The organism is Bacillus mesophilum (assembly GCF_008923265.1).
GTDB classification, from domain to species: Bacteria; Bacillota; Bacilli; order Bacillales; family Cytobacillaceae; genus Cytobacillus; species Cytobacillus mesophilum.
Genome location: NZ_WBOT01000003.1, coordinates 505,265 through 528,400, shown reverse-complemented (window position 1 = coordinate 528,400; position 23,136 = coordinate 505,265). Strand labels below are relative to the sequence as shown.

The following is a 23,136-nucleotide window of genomic DNA, read 5'->3' as shown; positions in this document are numbered from 1 at the left end:
TTGTTATCCCTCCAATTCCTCTACATTTACTCCATGCTCTTCTAAATAGCTAAGAGCAGCTGCTATATCCTGCTGTTCACCGAGCAAGTGGATACTTATATTCCCAACAATTCCATTTTTCAATTCAATGATATTAGCGGTTAGTATATTGGGCTTTACATTAAACTTTTGACTCACAAGCGCCAACAGCGGCTGTCCCGTCGATTCGCCTAAAAAAGTAAGTCTGAGCACATTTCCCGATAGCTTTAACTGCTGAATAAGCGAGGATGAAAGCTTGCGCTGTGCGATCGTGTTTAAAAACTTTTTGGTCGTTGGATATTGCGGATTGGAAAACAATTCAATGGCTGTTCCTTGCTCGATAATGCTGCCTTGTTCCATCACATATACATAATCACATATTTTTTGAATGACGTTCATTTCATGTGTAATGAGCAGAATGGTTATGCCCAGCTCTTTATTGATTTTTAAAAGCAGCTCGAGAATGGAATCTGTTGTTTCCGGATCAAGCGCACTTGTTGCTTCATCGCTTAGGAGCAGCTCAGGCTCTTGAGCCAGGGCTCTGGCTATAGCGACCCGCTGCTTTTGTCCTCCAGATAACTGACTTGGATAAGCATTCACTTTATCTGCTAAACCCACAATCTCTAAATATTTTTTTACGCGATCGTCAACTTCTTTCTTCTGAATGCCGATTAATCTTAAAGGGATGGCAATATTATCATAGACAGTTGCCGTTTTTAATAAATTGAACCCTTGAAAAATCATGCCGATTTTCTTTCTTTTTTCACGGAGATTCTGCTCTGATAAGGAAGTGAGATCTTCTCCTCCAATAATCACCCTGCCCGAGGTTGGATTTTCGAGCAGATTTACACAGCGAATTAATGTACTTTTACCAGCACCGCTATAGCCGATGACTCCGTGAATTTCTCCTGTTTTCACTTCAATATTGGCATTCCGAACTGCTTCAATATCTCCTTTTTTTCCTGAAAAAGTTTTTGAAACATTTTCTAATACGATCATGCTGTACCTCCTTCAAGTCTGATCAGCCATTCAATAGAAAAAATGTGTGACCGATTATGATAGCAGAATGGTGCCCGCGTCCCTTGCAGCGGGAGCGAGCATTCTTCTTTCATAGGAATCTAGATTAAAAGATTATTCCTCCCAGCTTGGAAGAACAGATCCTTGAAATTCCTCTTCAATAAATTTTTTCACTTCTTCTGACTGATAGGCATTTCTGAGCTTTTCAAGGACAGGGTCGTTTTCATTTTCTGCCCGAACAACTAAATAGTTCACATATGGAGAATTCGATGATTCTAGGAGGATGGAATCCTCTTTCGGATTAAGGCCTGCTTCTAAGGCAAAGTTTGTGTTTATCGCAGCAGCATCCAGCTCGCTTAATTGCTTTGGAATTTGCGCAGCATCCAGTTCAATAAACTCGAATTCTTTTGGATTCTCTTCTAAATCATAAATAGTGGCAGTTTCTCTTTTATCCTCAATCAGTTTGATCAGACCAGCTTCTTCTAAAATAAATAAGGCACGTGAACCGTTTGTCGGATCATTTGGCAAACCAATTTTGGCTCCATTCGGCAGATCCTCAATACTTCCAAATTCATCTGAATACACGGCCATTGGATTTAAAATTGTTTTTCCTACCTTTACTAGATCTGTATTATGATCCTCATTAAATTGATTTAAAAAAGGTTCGTGCTGATAGCTGTTTACATCCAAGTCCCCTTCTGCAAGCGATGTATTAGGCAGAACATAATCGGTAAATACTTTTAATTCAAGCTCTAACCCATCCTCTGCTGCAACCTCTTTAACCTTTTCAACGATTTGTTCATGCGGCCCAGCTGTAACTCCAATTAATAGTTTTTCTTCACTAAGCGGCTCTGCCTCATCTCCAGAGGCACTGTCACTCCCACAGCCTGCTAAAAACCCAGTTAATAAAATTGATGATAAGATGATTGCCCATTTTTTCATATTCGTTCCTCCTAATGTTTTTTAAAAATAAAAATGCCTCTCTTTCAAAAGAAAGAGAGGCATAAGCATACAAAGATACGCTTCCTCTCTTATCTTCCAAAACACAAACGTGTTTTGCAGGATTTAGCACCAATTCATTCTGATGAATGAACGGTTGCCGAGCTTCACAGGGCCAGTCCCTCAGCTACTCTTGATAAGAGATCAATCAAGTATATTTAATTTTTGGTAACCTTATTGGTAAAATCTACATGAACCATTAACGAATGTCAATATCTTTTTTTCAAAATATTAAAACTTAATATATACTAGTTAGAAATATATGCGAGAGGAAGAAAAGTATGACTCATACGATACATGCTCATTTTGCTGAAGGTTTTGAGGGAAAAACGGTTGTTGCCCGGCTGCTGCCTGGTACAGATTTACTTTCTGGAATTGAAGAGGTCTGCAGAGCAAATCAGATGCAATATGCTACAATCAGCAGCTGTTTCGGCAGTCTAAAAAAAGCTGGTTATGTATACTTAGTGGAAAAGCCTGAGACAAGTATCGGTGCTGGCTACGGAGAGCTTATCAGCCGGAATGGCCCAATTGAATTTTTGAATGGAACGGGAATTGTCTGTCAAAGAGATGATCAATTTGAAACCCATATACATGGAACCATGTGTGATAAGAACGGTGCCGTATTTGGCGGTCATTTAATTAAAGGCGAAAATACAGTGTTAACCGTTGATCTCGTTTTAAAGGAAATCAAGAATATGACCGTTTTGAGGACCTTTGATCCTGAAACAGGCGGATATCAACTATATCCAATAGCAAACGGGAAATCGGAGCCAGTTTATTTAGAGATTAAAGGTAAGAAATAATAAAAATAAAGCTTATAAATAGAACGAAAAGCTGCCCTTCGCGGCAGCTTTTCTCTTAACCTATGACTCCTGTGGTGCCGGCAAGCTGCCCTTATCCTCATCAGGCTCGCTGGCATACAGCTTTCTGCTTGGCAACGCAATAGACACATCTTCACTTTCGAGAATCTCGATCAATCTAAAATTAATCTCTTCTTTCACTCGCAAATGCTCAGCCCAAGCGGTTGATTTTGTAAAGAAATAGATGAAAACTTCATAGCCATTTTCCTGATATTTATCAAAGCGGACAAGGATTGAGTCAGGGTGCACTTCGCTATGTCCTTTAATTACCTCTTCCATTTGCCGCACGACTCTTAATAGTTTGGCTTTCGGTGTTTCATAAGAAATTTTAATATTAAAGCTTACTTGCCGTTTCCCCATTTTACTCCAATTGGTGATCGACTCATTTGCTAACGTATTATTCGGAACAGTTACGATCGCATCTGCAAATGTTCGGACCTTGGTACTCCGGAAAGTAATATCCTCTACGGTTCCTTCCACACTCGGCGTCATGATCCAGTCACCGATCGTAAACGGCTTTTCAGTAATTATAATAAAACCGCCGAACAGGTTTCCGATTGCATCCTTTGCAGCAAAGGCAATTGCCACACCACCCAGACCGAGCCCAGCGATAAATCCTGTTACATCATATTCAAATTCCTGTGCAATAATGGTAATACTGATCGCAACAATTATGATTCGAATAGCTTTCGACATAAAAGGAATTAAAATATCATCAATTTCTAATTTAAACCGGTTCTTTACTTTGGCAAAGAAAATCGATGATGCTGAAGCTAAGTTATATAATCCCCAAGTAATTAGGACGATTACTGACGCAGAAATAAAGCTGTTAAACAAACCATCTGGCGCTGGCCGAAATGGAAAATATCTAGAGGCAATTTCAATTCCTATTATGATAAACAACCATTGCAGCGGCTTCTCAAACGACACAAAAATATGCCTTAACATATCGGTTGGCGCCTTATTACTCAAGCGAAGAATTAACGAGTAAATATATTTAGAAAATAACTTCCTAAACACTAAAAATAGCAGGAAAATCCCTATAGATATTCCTATTTGCGTCCACATGTCAACATCATAAAATAAAGCCCAATTCATCAAATACCTCCTAAAAACTGTTCTCCTAAAATAGTATTCTAATTACATACTATTCATTATTAGCAGCAATTTTTAAATTCACCCTAGGAAACTAGTTCTTATGATAACATAGATTACTGTATCTATTTAAGAGGTTGCTTATAACAGAAAGGTCATGAAATGGTATTTTTCAGCTATAATAAATGGATGAACATGACGGGAAAAGCTGCTTAATTCAAGAATTTATTTAGATAAAGCTGAGTTACCCTCCCTCAAACAAGCTCTCTGCTTTTGACTTTTTCAAGATCTCTTCTGAATCCATATATGTCCACTCTTCCACTCCTAATTCTGGGAAGTTAGCTAACAGATTTTCCATTATTTGATATCCTATCCGGTAATGTGATAATTCCGGAAATCCTCTTTCTGTACTGCCCAGGTACAAAGTTTCAAGGTCTTCATCTCTAAAAAGCTTCTTGCTTTTCTCCTCAATAAAACTCCAAACCTTTGCACCTGTATCTGGATTTAAAGGTTCAAGCCAGTAGGATTCATATTGAGGATATAACGTTTTAGCAAATGCCTCAGCTTTCCCTTCAATCAAAATCCAGTCTAATAATGTCTGCTTATTTCCCTGGAAGAAACCGCTCGCTAATAGAACACTGTGATGGTATTCATGAACAACCGCTGCCTTTAAACTCTCCTCCGTATAGTTGAAAGGGTCAATAAACAGCACAATACTTCCAGTTTCCCCCGCCGCAAAACCGCTGACTCCTTTTGTCGCTTGAGAACCATATATATAATCAGGATTAAAAGGAACAATGTAAAGCTTATAGTCCTCTCCTTTTAACATAGAGACTGCATCAGATAAACCGCTCTCAATGATACTCTTAATAGCCGGGTATTCCCCGCTCAGTTCAATGAGTGAATCTTGAAGTTTTTGAAGATTTGTTGGAGCGCTTAGTTGCGGGTCATTATACAAGCCATAACTATTTCCATAGATTTCTTCACTTAAAGGTTTAACAACTATATCAGAAAAACTTTTTATTCGTTCATCTTCATCAAGATATTCACCATTAGTAAAATTTGTATACTCATTAAAAAAAGGAATGACCTCAAAATTTTGTTCATTGATAATAAACGTATTCGCTGCTTGCTCGCTAAACGATTCTTTTTCAATGACTTCCTCCGTATTCTTAGAGCAGCCTGCAAGAACAAGAATAAGCATCAACATAAATGATATTCTTTTCATATAAATCACCTGTTCTTTACGATTTGCTATTCTTTAATCCAATCTACATCCTTTTTCAGCAAACTCAAGGTCCTCGCTTCCATACTGCCAGGCTGTACTTGATAATTGTAGAGCCATTTCGCTTGTGGAGGCAGACTCATAAAGATTGATTCTATTCTTCCATTCGTGTCGAGACCAAATTTTGTACCACGGTCGTATATGAGGTTGAATTCTGCATACCTGCTTCTGCGCACATACTGCCATTCTTTTTCCGCTTCCCCATAGGTCTTATGTTGATTTTCTTCTACAAGCTGGCTGTAAATGGGCACAAACGAGTCACCGACATCTTTTACAAAATCAAAAAGCTTTTCAATCGTTGTGTTCTCATCAACTCTTAATCGATCAAAGAAAATACCGCCGATTCCGCGCGTTTCCTGGCGATGCTTTATATAGAAATAACGGTCTGCCCACTCTTTGAATGTCGGGTAATAATTTGAATCATGTTGATCACATAGATGCTTTATGCTGCGATGAAAATAATCCGCCTGCTGTTCGTCAATATATATAGGTGTTAGGTCAATCCCGCCACCAAACCACTTATCTCCATTCGACATCTCAAAATAACGGACATTCATGTGAATGATTGGTACATAGGGATTGACAGGATGCATAATAATAGAAACACCAGTAGCTAAAAATTCATGCCCGCTAGGCAAATTAAGTCCTGCAGACATGGTTTCAGGAAGTGCTCCATAAACATGAGAAAAGTTAACGCCTCCCTTTTCAAAGACCTGTCCGTTCTCAATGACTCTAGCTCTTCCGCCGCCTCCCCCTGGGCGATCCCACTGATCCTCGTGAAAACGTGCACTTCCATCTAATAATTCTATCTTTTGACATATATCATCCTGAATATTCTTAAAGGTTTGAAGAATGCTGTCCTTATCAACTTTTACCGAAGCTTGAATTAGATGATTCATTTCTTTCCCTCCCCGTTATTTTTTCACTATTCTTACAAATAATAGTATAATTTTTGTAACTTTTTGTAAACTTTCAAACGAGGTTCTATTTACTACACTCCACATCTATAGTAAAGTTATTTTAAATTTTATCTGCAGGTTTAACGGGAGTGTGCGAAACAGCGAAACTTAGCTATGAGAGCACAATAAATTTAAGGAGAAGAACATGATCATCAGGGAAATAGAAAAAAAGGATAATAAGGCTATAGAGGTAATCATAAAAGAGTCACTAGAGTCCGTGCAGTTAAACATACAAGGAACAGCTTACTTTGATCCGCAGTTAGGAACGCTATTTGAACATTACCAATCACTGAAAAATTCCATGTATTGGGTGGCGGAACTAGATCATGAAGTAGTTGGCGGGATTGGAATTGGTCTTTTTGATGAGACAAAAGGAATTTGTGAACTGCAAAAGCTTTACTTAAAAGATAAAGTGAAGGGGAAAGGATATGCCGATCTGTTAATGGAAACCGCCTTAGCATACGCATCTCAGCACTATAACGCTTGTTATCTTGAGACGCGCCATGAACTAAAGGCGGCGGGTGGTTTGTATCAGAAATATGGCTTTAAGCTGTTATCTGAACCGATAATGGGATCGGAACATTCGGCAATGGATGCCTGGTATTTAAAAGAACTGAACTAACGCATTTCTCTGTTTTGGGGAATCAGCGAACAGACCAAAACGAATAACCACGGACCGCGGGATCCATATTGGATTCGTAGTTCGTGGTTATTTTGGCTGCTTTTTTTTCGTCTGCTATCATTAGCAGAGCTTTTTTGAGTTAGTCAATTTGCGATCGGTCAGGATGGGGTAGGTCTTTATCTTTGTCACTCTTTTATAAGACTGACGGGCAGGAGTCCTGCCTCTTTAAATATTTAACCATAAAGGTGTGGAGCAGGATTCCTCTTAACAATGATGTGCTTATTTTTATATTCCGAAAATTTACCCACATGGCAAAATTCATAATCAACAGAACTTACCCACATCTTATTCACAATTAACCTTACTTATCAACAGAACTATCCCCATACACATTAGTGCTGTTCTCTAAGAGCCTGTTGATAACGCGGAATTTATCCACATTATCAACATAATAGTTTGCAAAGAACTTGTGGATAAATTAGAAAACCGCCCACTTACCCACAGCTCACACCTTGTTATTCTTGAATCACGTATTGACTATATTTCTCAGCATCACTATTTTTACAGATGACATGCAGGATTGTGCCTTTTTCATCATATTCTGTTGAGATTACATCGGCATTGTTGTTAAAATACGAAACAATTTCGCCGTCTGTATAAGGGATAAGCATTTTTTGCTGTGAATAATCGTTTAAAATTTCTGTGCTGATTTTATTGGTCAATTCCTCTAGACCCTGCCTCTTTTTCGCAGACAGATAAATTCTGCTATTGCTGACAGAAGGGGATACCATATCTGTTAAGTCGACTTTATTGTAGGCATAAATTATAGGTATATCCTTTACCCCAATTTCATGCAATACTTTTTCGGTTAGCAATTTATGCTGTTCATGGTTCGGATCTGATGCATCAAGAACATGGATAAGCAGGTCTGCTTCTGTCACTTCCTCCAATGTTGATCGAAATGCCCTGACGAGATGATGTGGAAGCTTGTGAATAAATCCAACTGTATCTGTTAATAAAAAGACACGATTATTCTCGAGCTCGAGTCTGCGCACAGCCGTTTCCAGTGTGGCAAAGAGCATATCCTTTTCAAACACAAGCTTTTCATCTTTGTCGCCATATTTTTCAAGCATTGCATTCATCAGCGTAGATTTACCTGCATTTGTATAGCCAACAAGAGCCGCAACAGGCACGTCTTTTTTATTGCGCTGCTTTCTTTGCGTTTTTCTTTGCAGCGTTAATTGTTCCAGTTCTGTGGATAACTTACTGATCTTTTCTTCGATTTTGCGGCGATCCAATTCTAGCTTGGTTTCACCTGCACCTCTATTTTTTAATCCGGAGCCGCCGCCTTGACGACCTAAATCTTCACGAGTGCCAATCAGCCTGGGAAGCAAATATTTAAGCCGAGCCATTTCAACCTGCAGCTGTGCCTCTCTTGTTTTCGCTCTGCTTGCAAAAATATTTAAAATAAGAGTCGTTCTGTCGATTACCTCACACTTTAGCTCTTCTTCAAGATTGCGGATCTGCGATGGTGAAAGCTCATCATCAAACACGACAAGCTCGGAATCCTCGTGTTCAATCAGCATTCGCAGCTCCTCCACCTTGCCAGGTCCCATATAGTAGCCTTTATGAATATGCTTTACATTTTGCGTAAGCGCACCAGCCACCTCTAAATCGCATGCTTCAGCTAAATTGGCAAGCTCCTCCATCGAACTTTTAAAATTTTCCTGCTGATTGCTGTTCACATTTACTCCAGCTAATATGACTTTTCTCTTCATAAAATGATTCCTCCCTTTCATTACAAACTTCCTGCCTGCATAGTGTAATCGGGAGTAGTCCTTTTGAAATAAAGGAAATAACGATAAAGTAAATTGCCGGCCGGCATGCCTAAAAAGGTGTAGCCAGAGGCTTAACTGCATTTATACTTTCATTTGAAGTCAGAGCTGAATAGAATTTTCTCCTTTGCGCTCATTTAGACTTTCTGAAGGTATAAAAAAAGACAGCAAAAAAGAGAGAACGAATTCATCCCCTCTTCTTTGCCGTTATATGCAAATGTAACTTCCTCTAATGAAGGCAGACTAATCCCGTTTACCCTGCAAGGCGCAGAGTTTTGACCATATTCAGTTACTGGTTCAAAGTGGGAAAACGTAGTCTGATTGATTGCATTATTGGAAGCCTCCGTTCATTTAAGTTAGCAACATCATATCATTCACTGGAATATAAAGCAAGGTGACATTAGCCTAATTTATGACTGCTGAAGCTTAACTGCAGCATTTTTTTGTTTCAGTTTCTTCTGCCAGATCATGGTCACCGTCATTGTAACAGAAAGGAATACCAGTCCTAGAATAAATGGATAAATAATATTCACATCATAAAGCATTCCGGCAATCGTTGGCCCTAAAATATTTCCGATACTCATATAAGAGTTATTCATGCCCATCGCAAAGCCTTGTTCATTGCCCGCTAATTTTGAAATAAGCGTGTTTAATACCGGGCGGAGAATCGATGTAGCTAAAAAGATTAATAATGTGATGGCAAAGAAAACAGCATAGCTTGAAGCAAATAACGTTAATAAGAAACCAAAAGCTGCAACACCTAAAAAGATGTTTAGTACTTTACCTTCTCCAATTTTTGAAACAAGACGATCAACAATAAACAATTGAACAACCACACTAATAATACCAGTGGCTGTAATCATAAGAGCAATATCCTGAGGTGAGGCACCAAATTGATTATCTACAAAAAGTCCCAATACAGATTCATAAGCCATTAAGCCGAAGCTCATCACAAGCGTAATAATAAGCGGGACAAAATAAGGCATTTTTACAGAGCGAACCATTTTACTGGCCATTGATTCTTCCTGTACATTTTGTGCAGCTGCTGCGGCCTGCTCAGACATACTTTCTTTTAATACAATAACAGAGAAAACAACAGCAACAAGAGAGACAAGGGCAGAAACAAGGAAAGGCACCTTTAATCCATATTCCGCTAAAAATCCGCCGACACCAGGACCGATTACAATCCCTAATGACATAGCTGCAGATACAAGGCTATTTCCTTTTGCACGCTGATCCATTGTTGTAATATCCGCAACATAAGCAAAGATTGCTGGAATCATCAGAGCTGCACCAACTCCTCCAATTACGCGGGAGACATACAGCAGGTAAATGGAATCAACGGCATAAAAAACAAACATAGATGCGGTTAAACCAGATAAACCAAATATAATCATTTTCCTGCGGCCGTATTGATCGGTCCATTTCCCTGCAATAGGAGACATGATCAGCTGTGCTCCAGCAAAAATCGCAATCATGAGTCCAGCTGCAGTTCCTCCCTGATTAATTGATTCTAAATATTGAGGGAGGATCGGGATGACAATCCCAAAACTTCCTATGGCAATAAACATATTAACCATTAAAATCGTTAATTTCTTCCTTTGATCAGGAGACATCGTAAAACCCCGCTTTCATACTGTATAGTTGATAAAATTTATTGAATGCGAAAAATAAAAGATCCTATCCGTCAATAATGGGATAGGATCCAGTCTAACCGTAGAAAAAGGCATAGTGCTGTCACACTAAGCATAAATGATCATTTTCTATCCAATTTTAGACTAATCCTATTTAAAAGAGCTCTTCAAAAAACGAAAATGTATTAAAACAGGATTAGCAGATCATTTTTCTATGGTCACCTCTTCAAATTTTATTTCTAAATCTTACATGGTTTTTTCCAGTTTATCAAGTTAATTATTATAAAAAAATTAGAATTCAATTGCATTTTTGACCTCAGTGGATCTTCTTGTAGTGAGATCAATGTGCCCATTTTCCTGCTTTCAGATAAGACAAAAGCGGCATCTGGGGATCTCACCACAGCACTTTTCCTGTTTTCCGACCCATTTTCTGTCTCATTCCACTACTTTAAACAATCCTAGTTATACCCATTTTCTCCAAAAGGCATAAGCTCATCCAGCCATTTTTGTTCTAATTTTCCAAGTTCCTTTTTGCTGTCAAAATAGCCTTGTTCAGGCTGTTTTAACACTTCTGCAACTTCTATTTGAAACGAATCGCTTCCCAATCTGCTCCAGTCCTCCTGCAGCTTTTTATGAACACTTGTTCCATTATTTAGTGTGAACTTAACTCCATTTAATGTTTTTAGATTAGGAGTACTTCCAATAAAAATCCGTCCATTTTCTTTATTTGTGATTTTATAAACACCTGCTTCCACTTTGGTTTCCTTATATAATTGCTTTAATTCTTTTCTTCGTTCCAAAATATTCAGCCTGCCTCTCGGTTATTTTTTCAGCCAATATGCACTGCCATCTTTTTCACGTGCAAGAAATCCATACTCTATTAAATACCGTCTAAGCAATACATAATCATCAAACACGCCAGCTAATACTGTGTTCATTTCTTTCTCATCATACTTTTTCTCTGGGCTGATTCTTTCTGCTGCGGCTCTTAAGATAATGAGTCTTTGCTTTTCCTTTGGAGGAAAGGATGCCAGTTTCCCTTCCACACCTTGAGGAAAATACTTATTCAGGATCTTAACGCTCTCTTCTTCTGTCACATTGTAGCGGTCATCAATCATTCGGGCATGAGGGTGGATTGGGATAAAAGCCGGCTCATCATTGTCATGTTCCTTCAGCAGCTCCATCAGTGTTAAAAACAGTTTTGCCTGACGCTCCTTTTCTTTCAGAACAAACCGATGATTTCTTATTGTCGAGGCACTGCCAATTCCCATTTCCTCGCGAATTTCCCCATCACTTTTTCCCTCATAAAATAAACGCAGCAGCCGGTTTTGATGTTCCGTTAAACCTGTCAGCTTCTTATCTAATCCCATCAAGTGATGAAAAACAGACTGATGCTCCTCTTTTAGATGAAGCCGCATAAATTTTTCCGCTTCGTAAAAGACGCCATGCCGCTCATACACAATTCCTCTTTCTGATGATCTGCCGCATAATAAGCACACAAAATGCTGCCCTTTCTCTATATAACCTTTTTTTAATTCCTCTATGGTTGCATCCCAGAACAATTCCTCCGCTTTCATTAATAGACACCTCTTACATATGTTTGTTTATTTATAGACATTATAGAATTATGTTTGTTTTATGTCAATGCTCAGATTTTACTTAAGTAGATAAAAGCCCGTTCCATTGCGCTGCGGACCCTCGCTTTCCGTGGGGAGGAAGCTGAGCCTCCTCGTCGCGCGCTCCTGCGGGGTCTCACCCTTTCCTCTATTGCCCACAGGAGTCGAGTGTCCTCCGCTCCATTTCACTCTTGTTAAAATAAGATATTTTATCATAAATAAAAAACCGAATGACTAGAAAGATGATCTTCCTAACCACTCGGTTCTATGGCCATGTTAAATACTGATGTCCCAGCCTCATGTTTCTTATTCAAATTCTTCCATGCAGGATGTATCGATAATCCAGGGTTCCCCGCTGGTCGCATTGATGCAGCGGATATGTCCTCTTGTTTGTGGAAAAGAAGGGACAAAAGCTAATGAATACATGCCGTTTTCCAGGTCTTTTACCCATGATAGCTCCATGGACAGACCCTTTTTATACGTTTCCGCTGCTTCTTCTATCGTAATAGACTGCTGAATATTTAGCATACTAAGATCAGCAAAAATAACCTGATCTGTTTCAACTCTAAGCAGGGAGCCTGTTTTGGCGCAGATTTCGATGGCAATTTCAGCATTTTGAACTTTTATGCCCTGTTCAAAACGGTGATAACAAAAACGATAAGCATATATTTCTGATTGACCTTCATTGGTATAATGGTGCAATTCGGCATCACCTTGAAGTAATTGAAACGTACTTTTATTTTTTGTATATTCACCAGAGATCACTTCATTCGCCTTTTTCAGTGCTTGTTCTGCTGTAATCACTGTTGCATTTGAATTATGATCTTCACTTAATAAGCGCAGTAATCCTCCATCCTGATTAAATAGCAGCTTAACCGTATCTGGAATCGCTAATTGGATTTCTGCCAGCTCCGCATTCTCAACAGCAAGCTCTTGTTTGGTTTTTTTGCTCCAAACCTCGATGCGGCCCTTCTTTGTTTTGCTTTCGTAAATCTTCATGTGATCTTCCGTTAATCCTGCTAGTGTATATAAATCAGCAGGATCCGACAGACAGACTTCCCCAGCATATTGCTGGCGCTCGACTCCAAACATTTCGATTGTCTGAAGCTTTCCGTCAGCTCCTACCTCCATCACATAATCTTCTATTTCATAGACAAAGTAATAACGGTTATCTCCGTTGACATATGTATCCTTATCATATTTAGCTATGACAGGAACTAACCGAAGCTCTTTCAAAAATAGTTTCTTTGCTTTTTCAGCAGTGATACAGCTTTTCGGATAAATGACCTCAACTTTATGATAATCTCTCTCCACATGACTGATAACTCCATTTGGCATAATGGAAAAGCTTACCCCAGAATTAGGAAGTTCAAGTCCAAACTTTTTGTCCTTCTGATTAAAGACAATCATCGTGAAATCATCCATATCAATTAATGCAGATAAACAGAGCGTTTCGCTGAAATCCCTTGGATAAAATTCATCAATAAAGGTGTAAGCTTTATTAATAAGTACATCCCTCTTTAAGGATCCTGTTTGAGATTCTTCATCATTATAGGTGGAAAAGTTAGCCAGACCTTCTTCATCAAAATTTGCTGAAGCAATCACCTCATCTTCCTCACGATCAATAAAGTCAAAGGAATTAGGATCGCCCTCTGCCGGGAAAACATCAATTTCCAAAACATCAAATCCATATATGTATGTTTTTAATTTGTCTAACACTGTTTTGTTCACTGTATGGGCCCCTCTTTAAAGAAAAATGGTTAGTTGAATTTTACCATAAACAATTCTTAGAAGTTAACTATTCCAAGTATAATCTGAACATCACTTCGAACAAAACCCTCACAAATGATGATTATTGCAGGTGCTCATTCATGATCTCATAAGTGTTACATGGTATGATATAGAGAACTTATCTGCTGCTTACACGCAAATGAAAGGTTCAATTTACTCTCCAAAAGAAGGAGTGCGGATTAGATGGAAAACTACAAGCCATTACGGCAAAAGCAACAAGAATATTTTAGAAGCAATCAAACCAAAAGCATTTCTTTTCGATTAGAAGCATTGGATCAATTGCGCTCCATTATTAAAAACCATGAACAAGAGATTATAGATGCGCTCCGCAAAGACTTAAACAAGTCAGAATTTGAAGCATATACAACGGAAATCGGTATTCTATTAGAAGAAATTAAGTTTACAAAAAAGCATTTACACAAATGGGCCAAACCTCGAAAAGTGAAGACTGCTTTAAGCCATACAGGAACAAAAGGCTATATTTATCCGCAGCCATATGGAAGCACCTTAATTATTGCACCCTGGAATTACCCGTTCCAGCTGGCGATCGCTCCATTAATAGGCGCAATCAGTGCTGGAAATTGTGCAATTATTAAACCGTCAGAGCTTACGCCAACCATTTCTGCTCTCATTAAGAAGATGATAGAATCTGTATTTCCCGAAGAGTATATTGCAGTCGTGGAAGGTGCCGTTGAAACAAGTCAAGCCCTGCTGAACGAGCCTTTTGACTATTTATTTTTTACAGGAAGTGTTCCTGTTGGAAAAATTGTAATGGAAGCAGCCTCAAAGCATCTGACTCCTCTTACCCTTGAGCTTGGCGGAAAAAGCCCTGCCATTGTTCATCATGATGCAGACTTAAAACTTGCAGCTAAGCGCATTGCATGGGGCAAGTTTATCAATGCAGGTCAAACATGCATCGCACCAGATTATGTTTATGTACATGAAAAGGTAAGAGAATCATTTATATCGTGCCTAAAAGAGGCCATTGCCGACCTGTATGGCAAACAGCCTCTCGAAAATCGTGACTATACCCGCATTGTCAGCGAAAAGCACTTTAATCGCCTTGAGGAGTTTCTGACAAGCGGTCAAATTGCATACGGCGGAAAAACGAATAAAGAAAAACTCTCCATTGAACCAACTGTTATCACAGATGTAAATTGGGGATCACCTATTATGGAGGATGAAATTTTTGGTCCTCTTCTTCCTATTATGGAATACAAGGACATTGATGATGTAATAGCAGGTGTTTTAAACTTTCCCAACCCGCTTGCCCTCTATTTATTTACAAGTGATAAACAGATCGAACATTATGTCCTTGAGAGCATTTCATTTGGCGGCGGCTGCATTAATGACACGCTATACCACTTGGCCACTCCCCACCTGCCCTTTGGAGGTGTCGGAACAAGCGGCATGGGTTCCTATCATGGTAAAAGCAGCTTTGATGCCTTCTCTCATGAAAAAAGTGTTTTAAAACAGTCTACTGTTTTTGATATGCCATTTCGTTATCCAAACAGTAAGGATGGGTTGAAATGGATCCGGAGATTTTTGGGTTAGAATGGCTTATCTCTTAAATAAAGGCTGTCGGTCGCTATCCGATAGCCTTTATGTTTTATGGAAGATTGCATCTAGAAACTTCCTTTCAATTTTTAGGAATTTTTAAATTCCCTGTGTTTTGAATATCTATCTCTATATCAAAGTCCACTTTCAGTTCTGGAAAATAAACACTGCGCCATTCTTTTAGTTGATCACGAGGGATTTCGCGCCTAAAGTACTGGCCAATTCCTAGAATATCTGACCCGCTTTCTTTCATCTGCTCAAAAAGGCTTTGGTATCTTTCAGTCAGCAGCTGTTCCAATTCCTTTTTAATCTCATTTTCAGAAGCATCATTAATTGTCTCCAATATGGTCACTTTTAGTTTTAAAAATAGCGAAAAAACCGGTTTACCCTCTTCCAGTTTGCTTTTGAACTTCATTTTCTCACCTAGGATCATGACACTTGCATCATCCAGCACTTCTATCTTTCCCAGTGTACTCTCTCCATTGAAGGCATTATACAATAGAGTTTTATTGGCCGAAATATCTCCCATCATTACGCCATTTTTAATAACCGCTGATCCTGTATGCTCAACCAATGTGGTCTTTCCAAGCTTCATTAAAGGCACAGCGACGTCATTTGTGTAAGAATAGATGCTTCTGTATACTTCCCATATTCTTGTTAATGCTATTTGCGGATCCCAGCCTGCACTTTTTTCAAAGAAATCTAATAAAATGGTTCCTTCAGCTTTTGGTTCACTGGTCATGGCTCCAAAAAATGTGGATAAATCCTGATCAATAACAGCAAATAAAGCTTTGGAGGATATATCCCTTGATCGGATAAAACCAGAAATCAAATCCTTTACTCCCTTTTCAGCTAGCTCCCGATCTACCACAATGACTTTTACATGCAAAAGATCCACACTTCTCTCCATATTTGCACTAATGTGGTCAATGATCTCATTGACAGTTTTTCCAGTTCCTGACACTACGATGGTTTCAATCTGCCCCCCAGCCGGCTGCGGAATCTGCAGGTACACTTCATAGTTTTCATCCTGCTGTGTCACACCGAGGACAACAGGCATCACACGATGATTAATGTCTTTATTATCCCAGCAGCCGCTGAGGATAAACATTGAAGTAAGCAATAGGATAAGAAGCAAATATCTTTTCACCCATTCACACCCTCTTTACGTTTCTTCCAAAGACCTAAACCAAATATGGAAAGCGGAACAAGTAGAATGACGTAAAAACGTAAAGGCGTATTAATCTGAAACAATTTCTCTGCATCACTCCAATTAGGGATACGCAGACAGATGCAATAGATGAAGAATGCCAGGCCAATCGCTGCCCATTTCTCTGATAACATAGGAATATAATATTTTGTAATTTGTACTGTTTTCCATAAAACAAGCGCAATAAATAACATAATAAATGTGATTAGGCATAATAGAAAAAACATGGTGATTCGATCAAACATGAGCCAAGATATATTGATGCCATCTACAGCAGCAACGTATGGAAATAAAAAGGTCTCAGCTGTAGCCTGGCCAAATGTTAACACTGGCACATACACAGATAATAAATAGGCAGGTGCTATTGCTGCCAGGCCAATGAGGATCCGGGTGTTCCGAAAAGATAGCACTGGCTGAATAAAACCTAAAAATAGGAACCCTCCCCCAATAGCAAAGTAACTATTAAGATAAGATTGCTTCTTGATAAAAGAGAAGTCACTGCTCCATATAGGAATCACATAGCGCCAATCAACATTCTGAAAAGAAATGGCTATAACAAATAAAACTAATGGCAGGAAAAGAAAAGACAAGAGAAAGCCTGTCTTAAAAATGGCTGAAAGCTTCTGCATGGACAAATAACAGGAAATAGACAGAATTAGGAGCATTATAGCCCAGAGCGGGGTCTTTGTAAGAAATATGATATTAATGATCTCTGAATAAGATCTGACCGTAATGATATTGATCATTAATAAGTATAAGCCTGTAGGTATTAATAAAAAAAAGGTCCATAGCTTTCCAAAAGAAGAATATATGTCAATAATATTTTTATTTTGAAAGTAACTTAATCCTTTTAAATAAATTAAGACGATTACAAAATGTAAGATAACTCCTATGAATATTGGAATCCATTGAGCTACACTTGAACTCTCAATAATATTTGCAGGGTATAGAAAGAATATAAGTCCTAAATGTGTCAATATGTACATCACTACAATCTGCCAGCTTTTATCCACTGCTTTTTTCTCCTTTATTTAAGTTAAAATGCAAATAGGGAATGCCAAATGTTTCAATACTGGCTAAATAAGTACAAATGATAAATAATCCTACCAAAATGCCAAGAATCCCATAAAGAGAGGCCAAAAAAACGATGAGGTACTTAAAGATTCTGATAGAGATTGAATTTTGGAATCCCACTACGGTCGAATTGGCTATTGTAGCTGCAGCTAAAATAATGATGAGCAGGTTACTCACCAGCTTTGCTTCTACAACCGCCTGACCTAAAATAATGCCCCCAACCATTGTGATCGTAGGACCAATACTGCTTGGCAGCCGAATACTTGCCTCTAAGATTAATTCCAGGATCAGAAGCATAATAAGAATCTCAATAATCGCCGGATAGGGAACACCCTCCCTGCTTTGTGCAACTGACAATGCAATCTCAATTCTAAGTACTTCGGGGTTTACGGCAACTAAAGCTACATATAGTCCTGGAATAATTAACGCAAGAAGAATGCCCATTATTCGAAGCAGCCGTACAGAGAGCATAAGCGGGTAGGGGTAATTATGGTCGTTATACAAAAAAATCATATCTCTTAATACACCAGGCAGAATAAGAGCTAATGATAGTCTATCAATAAATAGAACCACTCTTCCCTTTCTGATTGCCCGCAGTGCTTCATCTGGGATTTCAGTCGTATTGATTTGTGTGACGAAACTCCACTTTTTTAATCCCAGCATCTTATAGGCATCCTGTATACATTCAAGTTCTGCTTGATTCAGAAATTTTGTAATTTGACCTTGGATTTTGGACAGCAGTTCAGAATGAACCGTTTCCTGATTATAGAGTAGTGCTATTTCTTTCTTATACTGTTTGCCAATTTCATAGGTTTTAACCTTTAAATTCTGTGATTTCAAATTCTTTCTGACCAGTCCAATATTGAGTTTAATATCCTCATTGAAAGAAATGGCCGAACCTAACACAACATTTTCATTTGAAGAACTTTCAATCGAACGATTTAAGGAAACAGGAGCTGGTACAAGACTAATAGCAAGATCCTTAGACGTTCTGGCAAGCAGCAGTTTGCCTTCTAATAGAGAGGTTTTAGCTGTTTCAATATCCGCCAGCTCCTCTCCGTGCTGCTCAATCTCTTCGATCTCCTTATATTCTTTCAGTTCCCCAAGTGTTTTATCTAATTCAACCAAGCTGTCTAAACCTATTACAAAAACGGACTCGCCGCAGATTATTTGTTTTTTACAGAAGAAATCGTCATTTCCCTGAAAAGCATCTTTTATCTTTCCAATAAAAGAATTCATATGTGATATCCTTTCATCTTATAATTGGGAGTAGTTTTGCCAATAAGAAAAAAATTATGTTAATTAGTGAAGAATATTGGTAAACATTAGCGATCCTTTTTGTTTGAAAATATACCCTACGTGGTATAAGGTGAGTTTAAATAAAAAATTTTACAAAGAAAGGTGAAAGAGTATGAGCGGACATACAGAACTGACTTCTATAGAAATGGTAAGAGATTTTATAAACAATCATCAAAAATCATTTATCTATATATCCAGTCAAAATTGCAGTGTTTGTCATGTTGTATGGCCAAAGGTTCAGGATTTACTTGATGAATATCCACAAATTCATGTGGGAAAGGTGGACGCAGATCTGGTCAAGCAAGTAGCTGGGGAATTTTTAGTGTTTACCGTACCTGCCATGCTGCTTCTCGGGAACGGAAAGGAGTTAATCAGAGAAAACCGATTTGTGCGTATGGAAGATTTAAAGAATCAGTTAGATCAGATTAATCAATAGAGGAGAGCGAAAGATCGGTGAAATCCAATTAAAAAACGTGCAAAAACATTATGCTATGAATAGCGAAAGCTTTTGCACGTTTTGGCGATTAATCCATTTTTTCAAACTCCTGAATCATCAATTCGTAATTCATGGCCCCTAAAGTTTTATATTGAATAATGCCATTTGAGTCTATCATATATGTAGTCGGAAGGGGTTGGATATTATACAAGTCAGCCATTTCTGCTTCTTCATCTAATAAAATCGGAAATGTTAATTCGTATGTATCAGCAAAATTCTCAACCTGTTCATCATTCATTTCAGTGTCGGTCATGTTTACAGCTAATATCGCTACATCACGATCTTGATGAAACTTTTCCATATCCGGCATTTCTGCCCGGCAAGGCGGACACCAGGTTGCCCAGAAATTCACCATAACACGCTGTCCCCGAAAATCAGATAATTTTACTATTTCCTCTTTATTTAACAATCCAAGTTCGAAATCAGGTGCTACATCCCCAACGTCTAGACCAACCTCATTCTCACTTTCATTAAGCTGCTTGGCAGTGTTTTTCGTATTTGTGAAATCGTAAATGGCCCAAGCCAGCATAGCTAAAATAACTCCAACAAAAATTGTATTTTTCATAACCTGCCCTCCTTCTCCTATTTAACATCATCATTAATAAATCTGAGAAAATAAAATTCTATATCATGACAACAGCTTATTGACGTTTCAAACCTGGATTTCTTATCATCATAACCGAGAAACTGAGCACTAAAAATACCAGGACAAACCATCTGGCTACGATAAATCCGAAAATCGTGATGAATGGCTGAAAGTAAGATAATATAAGCATTCCTGCTGACCAGCCAGTAAGGAGTGCCAAAACAAGATGTACAGATTTCAACCGCTCACGAAGATAAAGATACAAAACAAGAATCAGACCAGCTATGAGCATGTTACCAAGACTCAAAGAGTTCTTCTTCCACACCAATTGAATAAACTCATATAAAAAAGTTGCTGATAAGAAAATAGGCAGAAAAGCAGCACTAAAACCGATAAAATGAAGCTGTTTGTATTTAGATTTATAAACAAGCAGTACAATACTGAACAGAACTGCCAAGTAAAACGCTGAAGAATTACTTGGATACGCTAACACTGCCAATGGGTCATCAATAAATATTCGCCAATTGATCAGTACCTTTCCTATAATCATGAAGATAACAAAATTCAATAGTGCTGTTATAACTTCATCAATTTCTCTTTTTTTTTGCTCCTTCGGCTGCTCACTTAAAAAATAAAAAGCTATGACGCCAGCCAAAAAGCTAAATGCAACGATTCCAAAAAATAATAATTTACTGGTGATCGCCATATAGGATTCCCTCCGTTCACTTTTATACCAAAACAATACACTGGAAGTATGAAGAAACCGTGAAAACTGATAAAAATTAAATGCCCAGGGAGTCCCTCTTACGCGGATAAAACAAAGACAGTAAAGTGCTAAATGACTTCACTGCCTAATGTGTAATGCTTTGTCATTACATCCAAGTATTATACCGCCAGTAACATCGTTTATTTTTTCAAAGCCTTGATACTTTGATAATTAATGATGACAAATAATCATTCCAGTAAGGGAACCTCCCCTTACTAATACCCACACAGGTATATTATTATCATAAGAAAAAGTCCAATACTTTTTCTTATGGTATTGAACTTTATCTGCTTTTCACCAATAAATTGACTGCTTCTTTTACTAAATCCTCTGTGCTTTCCCCTTTTTCCAGGTTCTCACGAATACATTGTTCTAAGTTCATACTGACTATGAGGCCAATCGTTCGGTCAATGCCACTGCGGGAAGCTGATAATTGGGTGATGACGTCACGGCAATCCTTGTTTTGTTCGATCATCTGCAAAACTCCCTTAAGCTGACCTTCAATACGTTTTAAACGGTTTACAACGGATTTATCATATTCCATCCTACTTCCCCCCTTTTTCACCAATTGTACCCTAAAAGGAATAAACGGAGATACTTTTATAGGCGTTACTTTTAACATCCCTTACTTAAAATTATAGTGCGTAACGATCTTTTCTCTTCCGCTCACGAGATCGTTAAAATACTCATAAATATTAATGCCTAAATAAGACCCAGAAATATTATATATATTTTCATAGCCTAAGTTATTTAAAGCCATGACCATATTGTAACTGCGCTGCCCTGAACGGCAATGAATATACACTGGCTGATCTGTTGGAATCTCACCCAGTCTGTCTCTAAATTCGCTAAGCGGAATATTAACTGCATTTTTTAAATGCCCTGACTGATATTCTCCTTTTTCACGGGCATCAATAATAAAGGCATTGCTTTCTACTAAATCACGAACCTGCGAAACCTTAACTTCCTTATATAGGTCATAAAGCTGATTCTCTGCTACTAATGCAGCATGGTTTACGACGTCCCTAGCAGTCCCTAGCATCGGTGAATAGGTTAATTCAAGGTCTTTTAAATCCTCTATTGTTCCATTCAGCTTGATGATTGCTGCGATGACATCAATTCGCTTGTCGACATTCCCTTTTCCGATCGCCTGTGCACCTAAAATTCTGCCAGTCGGATATTCATATACCAATTTAAAATGCATAGGGTTGCTATTTGGCATCAATCCAACTTTATCTCCTGGTATAACATAAACAGAGTCGTGAGGAATACCCGCATCTTTGGCAGTTCTTGCATTCAATCCGGTTGCAGCAGCATTCATGTCAAAAAGGTGAATCGAAGACGAACCAATTACCCCTTCATTTCTATTTGGAATCCCATACATATGGTCCGCAGCCGCTCTGGCCTGCTTTAATGCTGGACCTGCAAGGGCCAATCTGGTTGGTTTGTTTAATAAACGATGATGTACTTCAATTGCATCACCAACTGCATAAATATTTTGGTCACTTGTTTGATAGTGATGGTTGACCTTAATCGCACCTGTCTCTCCAATTTCTAGACCAGCCTCTTCCGCTAAAGTCGTTTCTGGTCTAACTCCAATAGCCAAAACAACGACGTCCGCTTCTATTTTGCGGCCTGAATTTGTTTCTATAAAGGTATCAGAGATTTTTGCTAAACCATCATTTAAAATAAGCTCTACACCATGATTTACCAGCTCTTTATGAAGAATCTGAGCCATATCATAGTCAAAAGGTGTCATGACTTGATCAGCAAATTCAACTAAAGAAACGTCTAGCCCTGCTAGTTTCAAGTTTTCAGCAACTTCAACACCAATAAAGCCTCCACCTATTACAGCTGCTTTTTGAACCTTTTCAGTTTTTATAAAGCGATGCATTTTTTCAATATCCACTACATTTCTTACTGTAAAGACATTCGTATTGTTGACACCTTCAAGATTTGGCCGCATTGGCTTTGCTCCTGGTGAAAGAACTAAGTGATCATAAGTTTCTTCGTAGTATTCACTTGTTGCTAAATTCTTCACTGAAATGGTTTTTTCTTTGCGGTTAATTTTCACCACTTCTTGTCTTACTCTCGCTTCAATGTTGAATCTCTTTTTAAATATTTCAGGATTCATTAACACGAGCTTCTGGCTATCTTCTACAATCCCGCTTAAATGATATGGCAGGGAACAATTTGAAAAGGAAACATGCGGCCCTTTTTCAAACATAATAATCTCTGCATGCTCGTCCAGTCTCCTAGCTCTTGCTGCAACAGACGCTCCTCCAGCAACTCCACCGACAATTACGACCTTTTTCCCCATCTTTGTCACTCCTTTGGATAACTTATGTTTCATTTTATACCCATGGGGGTAAATGGTCAACTGGGGAGATTAATAGTAATTTGATTATCTGAGATTT

General features: G+C 38.4%; 21 protein-coding genes and 1 riboswitch. Of the genes, 4 read left to right on the top strand and 17 right to left on the bottom strand.

Annotated elements, in window-relative coordinates; genetic code table 11:
• Window positions 1-3: 3 nt before the first annotated feature.
• Together F7732_RS12170 and F7732_RS12165 are read right to left on the bottom strand one after the other, a co-directional pair.
• Window positions 4-1,017 carry a methionine ABC transporter ATP-binding protein gene (locus F7732_RS12170; protein WP_151574185.1) on the bottom strand — a complete coding sequence of 338 codons (1,014 nt, stop codon included), beginning with the start codon at window positions 1,015-1,017 and terminating at the stop codon, window positions 4-6.
• A 132-nt stretch (window positions 1,018-1,149) separates the two neighbouring features.
• Complete coding sequence (locus tag F7732_RS12165; RefSeq protein ID WP_151574183.1) at window positions 1,150-1,977, bottom strand: MetQ/NlpA family ABC transporter substrate-binding protein; 828 nt, start codon at window positions 1,975-1,977, stop codon at window positions 1,150-1,152.
• A gap of 86 nt (window positions 1,978-2,063) precedes the next feature.
• Window positions 2,064-2,177: riboswitch (SAM riboswitch) on the bottom strand.
• Between the two features lie 138 nt (window positions 2,178-2,315).
• On the opposite strand from F7732_RS12165, the gene F7732_RS12160 reads away from it, so the two are divergent.
• Window positions 2,316-2,837 carry a PPC domain-containing DNA-binding protein gene (locus F7732_RS12160; RefSeq protein WP_151574181.1) on the top strand — a complete coding sequence of 174 codons (522 nt, stop codon included), beginning with the start codon at window positions 2,316-2,318 and terminating at the stop codon, window positions 2,835-2,837.
• A 60-nt stretch (window positions 2,838-2,897) separates the two neighbouring features.
• Here F7732_RS12160 and F7732_RS12155 read toward each other — a convergent pair whose 3' ends face one another.
• The 3 genes from F7732_RS12155 to hemF all read right to left on the bottom strand — a co-directional run bounded on the left by F7732_RS12155 (window position 2,898) and on the right by hemF (window position 6,173).
• Window positions 2,898-3,992, bottom strand: a complete 1,095-nt coding sequence (locus tag F7732_RS12155) for a mechanosensitive ion channel family protein (protein WP_151574179.1) — start codon at window positions 3,990-3,992, stop codon at window positions 2,898-2,900.
• A gap of 241 nt (window positions 3,993-4,233) precedes the next feature.
• Entirely contained in the window at window positions 4,234-5,217 is a 984-nt protein-coding gene (locus F7732_RS12150; protein ID WP_151574177.1) for a DUF2268 domain-containing putative Zn-dependent protease, read from the bottom strand.
• Between the two features lie 26 nt (window positions 5,218-5,243).
• Entirely contained in the window at window positions 5,244-6,173 is a 930-nt protein-coding gene (gene hemF / locus F7732_RS12145; RefSeq protein WP_151574176.1) for an oxygen-dependent coproporphyrinogen oxidase, read from the bottom strand.
• Between the two features lie 205 nt (window positions 6,174-6,378).
• On the opposite strand from hemF, the gene F7732_RS12140 reads away from it, so the two are divergent.
• On the top strand, window positions 6,379-6,855 hold the full coding sequence (locus F7732_RS12140) for a GNAT family N-acetyltransferase (RefSeq protein WP_151574174.1): 477 nt from the start codon (window positions 6,379-6,381) through the stop codon (window positions 6,853-6,855).
• A 515-nt stretch (window positions 6,856-7,370) separates the two neighbouring features.
• On the opposite strand, the gene hflX is transcribed toward F7732_RS12140, so the two are convergent.
• From hflX to F7732_RS12115, 5 genes are all read right to left on the bottom strand, one after another.
• Complete coding sequence (gene hflX, locus F7732_RS12135; protein ID WP_151574172.1) at window positions 7,371-8,633, bottom strand: GTPase HflX; 1,263 nt, start codon at window positions 8,631-8,633, stop codon at window positions 7,371-7,373.
• Window positions 8,634-9,100: 467 nt separating this feature from the next.
• Window positions 9,101-10,306 (bottom strand): MFS transporter, encoded by a 1,206-nt coding sequence (locus F7732_RS12130; protein WP_080844135.1) that lies wholly within the window; start codon window positions 10,304-10,306, stop codon window positions 9,101-9,103.
• A gap of 476 nt (window positions 10,307-10,782) precedes the next feature.
• On the bottom strand, window positions 10,783-11,124 hold the full coding sequence (locus F7732_RS12125) for a GIY-YIG nuclease family protein (protein WP_151574170.1): 342 nt from the start codon (window positions 11,122-11,124) through the stop codon (window positions 10,783-10,785).
• Window positions 11,125-11,145: 21 nt separating this feature from the next.
• On the bottom strand, window positions 11,146-11,901 hold the full coding sequence (locus F7732_RS12120) for a DUF2087 domain-containing protein (protein WP_151574168.1): 756 nt from the start codon (window positions 11,899-11,901) through the stop codon (window positions 11,146-11,148).
• Between the two features lie 345 nt (window positions 11,902-12,246).
• On the bottom strand, window positions 12,247-13,671 hold the full coding sequence (locus F7732_RS12115; protein WP_151574166.1) for a hypothetical protein: 1,425 nt from the start codon (window positions 13,669-13,671) through the stop codon (window positions 12,247-12,249).
• Window positions 13,672-13,914: 243 nt separating this feature from the next.
• On the opposite strand from F7732_RS12115, the gene F7732_RS12110 reads away from it, so the two are divergent.
• Window positions 13,915-15,285: an aldehyde dehydrogenase gene (locus F7732_RS12110; RefSeq protein WP_151574164.1), complete on the top strand. Its 1,371-nt coding sequence runs from the start codon at window positions 13,915-13,917 to the stop codon at window positions 15,283-15,285.
• 85 nt (window positions 15,286-15,370) lie between these two features.
• Here the strand turns inward: F7732_RS12110 and F7732_RS12105 are convergent, their stop codons facing one another.
• The 3 genes from F7732_RS12105 to F7732_RS12095 are packed head-to-tail and all read right to left on the bottom strand — an operon-like array spanning window position 15,371 to window position 18,811.
• Complete coding sequence (locus F7732_RS12105; protein WP_240056605.1) at window positions 15,371-16,438, bottom strand: Ger(x)C family spore germination protein; 1,068 nt, start codon at window positions 16,436-16,438, stop codon at window positions 15,371-15,373.
• Window positions 16,435-17,511 (bottom strand): GerAB/ArcD/ProY family transporter, encoded by a 1,077-nt coding sequence (locus F7732_RS12100; RefSeq protein ID WP_240056604.1) that lies wholly within the window; start codon window positions 17,509-17,511, stop codon window positions 16,435-16,437. The genes F7732_RS12105 and F7732_RS12100 overlap by 4 nt, the downstream gene beginning before the upstream one ends.
• A complete protein-coding gene (locus F7732_RS12095; protein ID WP_151574162.1) occupies window positions 17,504-18,811 on the bottom strand; it encodes a spore germination protein in 1,308 nt (435 codons plus the stop codon). Before F7732_RS12095 ends, F7732_RS12100 begins: the two co-directional genes overlap by 8 nt.
• 172 nt (window positions 18,812-18,983) lie before the next feature.
• Between F7732_RS12095 and F7732_RS12090 the strand changes: the two genes are divergently transcribed.
• Complete coding sequence (locus tag F7732_RS12090) at window positions 18,984-19,307, top strand: thioredoxin family protein (RefSeq protein WP_151574160.1); 324 nt, start codon at window positions 18,984-18,986, stop codon at window positions 19,305-19,307.
• Between the two features lie 88 nt (window positions 19,308-19,395).
• Here F7732_RS12090 and F7732_RS12085 read toward each other — a convergent pair whose 3' ends face one another.
• The 4 genes from F7732_RS12085 to F7732_RS12070 all read right to left on the bottom strand — a co-directional run bounded on the left by F7732_RS12085 (window position 19,396) and on the right by F7732_RS12070 (window position 23,039).
• Window positions 19,396-19,932: a redoxin domain-containing protein gene (locus tag F7732_RS12085; protein ID WP_151574158.1), complete on the bottom strand. Its 537-nt coding sequence runs from the start codon at window positions 19,930-19,932 to the stop codon at window positions 19,396-19,398.
• Window positions 19,933-20,008: 76 nt separating this feature from the next.
• Window positions 20,009-20,659 (bottom strand): hypothetical protein, encoded by a 651-nt coding sequence (locus F7732_RS22850; protein WP_192913020.1) that lies wholly within the window; start codon window positions 20,657-20,659, stop codon window positions 20,009-20,011.
• A 343-nt stretch (window positions 20,660-21,002) separates the two neighbouring features.
• Window positions 21,003-21,263 (bottom strand): metal-sensitive transcriptional regulator, encoded by a 261-nt coding sequence (locus F7732_RS12075; RefSeq protein ID WP_066442699.1) that lies wholly within the window; start codon window positions 21,261-21,263, stop codon window positions 21,003-21,005.
• A gap of 81 nt (window positions 21,264-21,344) precedes the next feature.
• Complete coding sequence (locus F7732_RS12070) at window positions 21,345-23,039, bottom strand: FAD-dependent oxidoreductase (protein ID WP_151574156.1); 1,695 nt, start codon at window positions 23,037-23,039, stop codon at window positions 21,345-21,347.
• Between the last annotated feature and the right edge of the window lie 97 nt (window positions 23,040-23,136).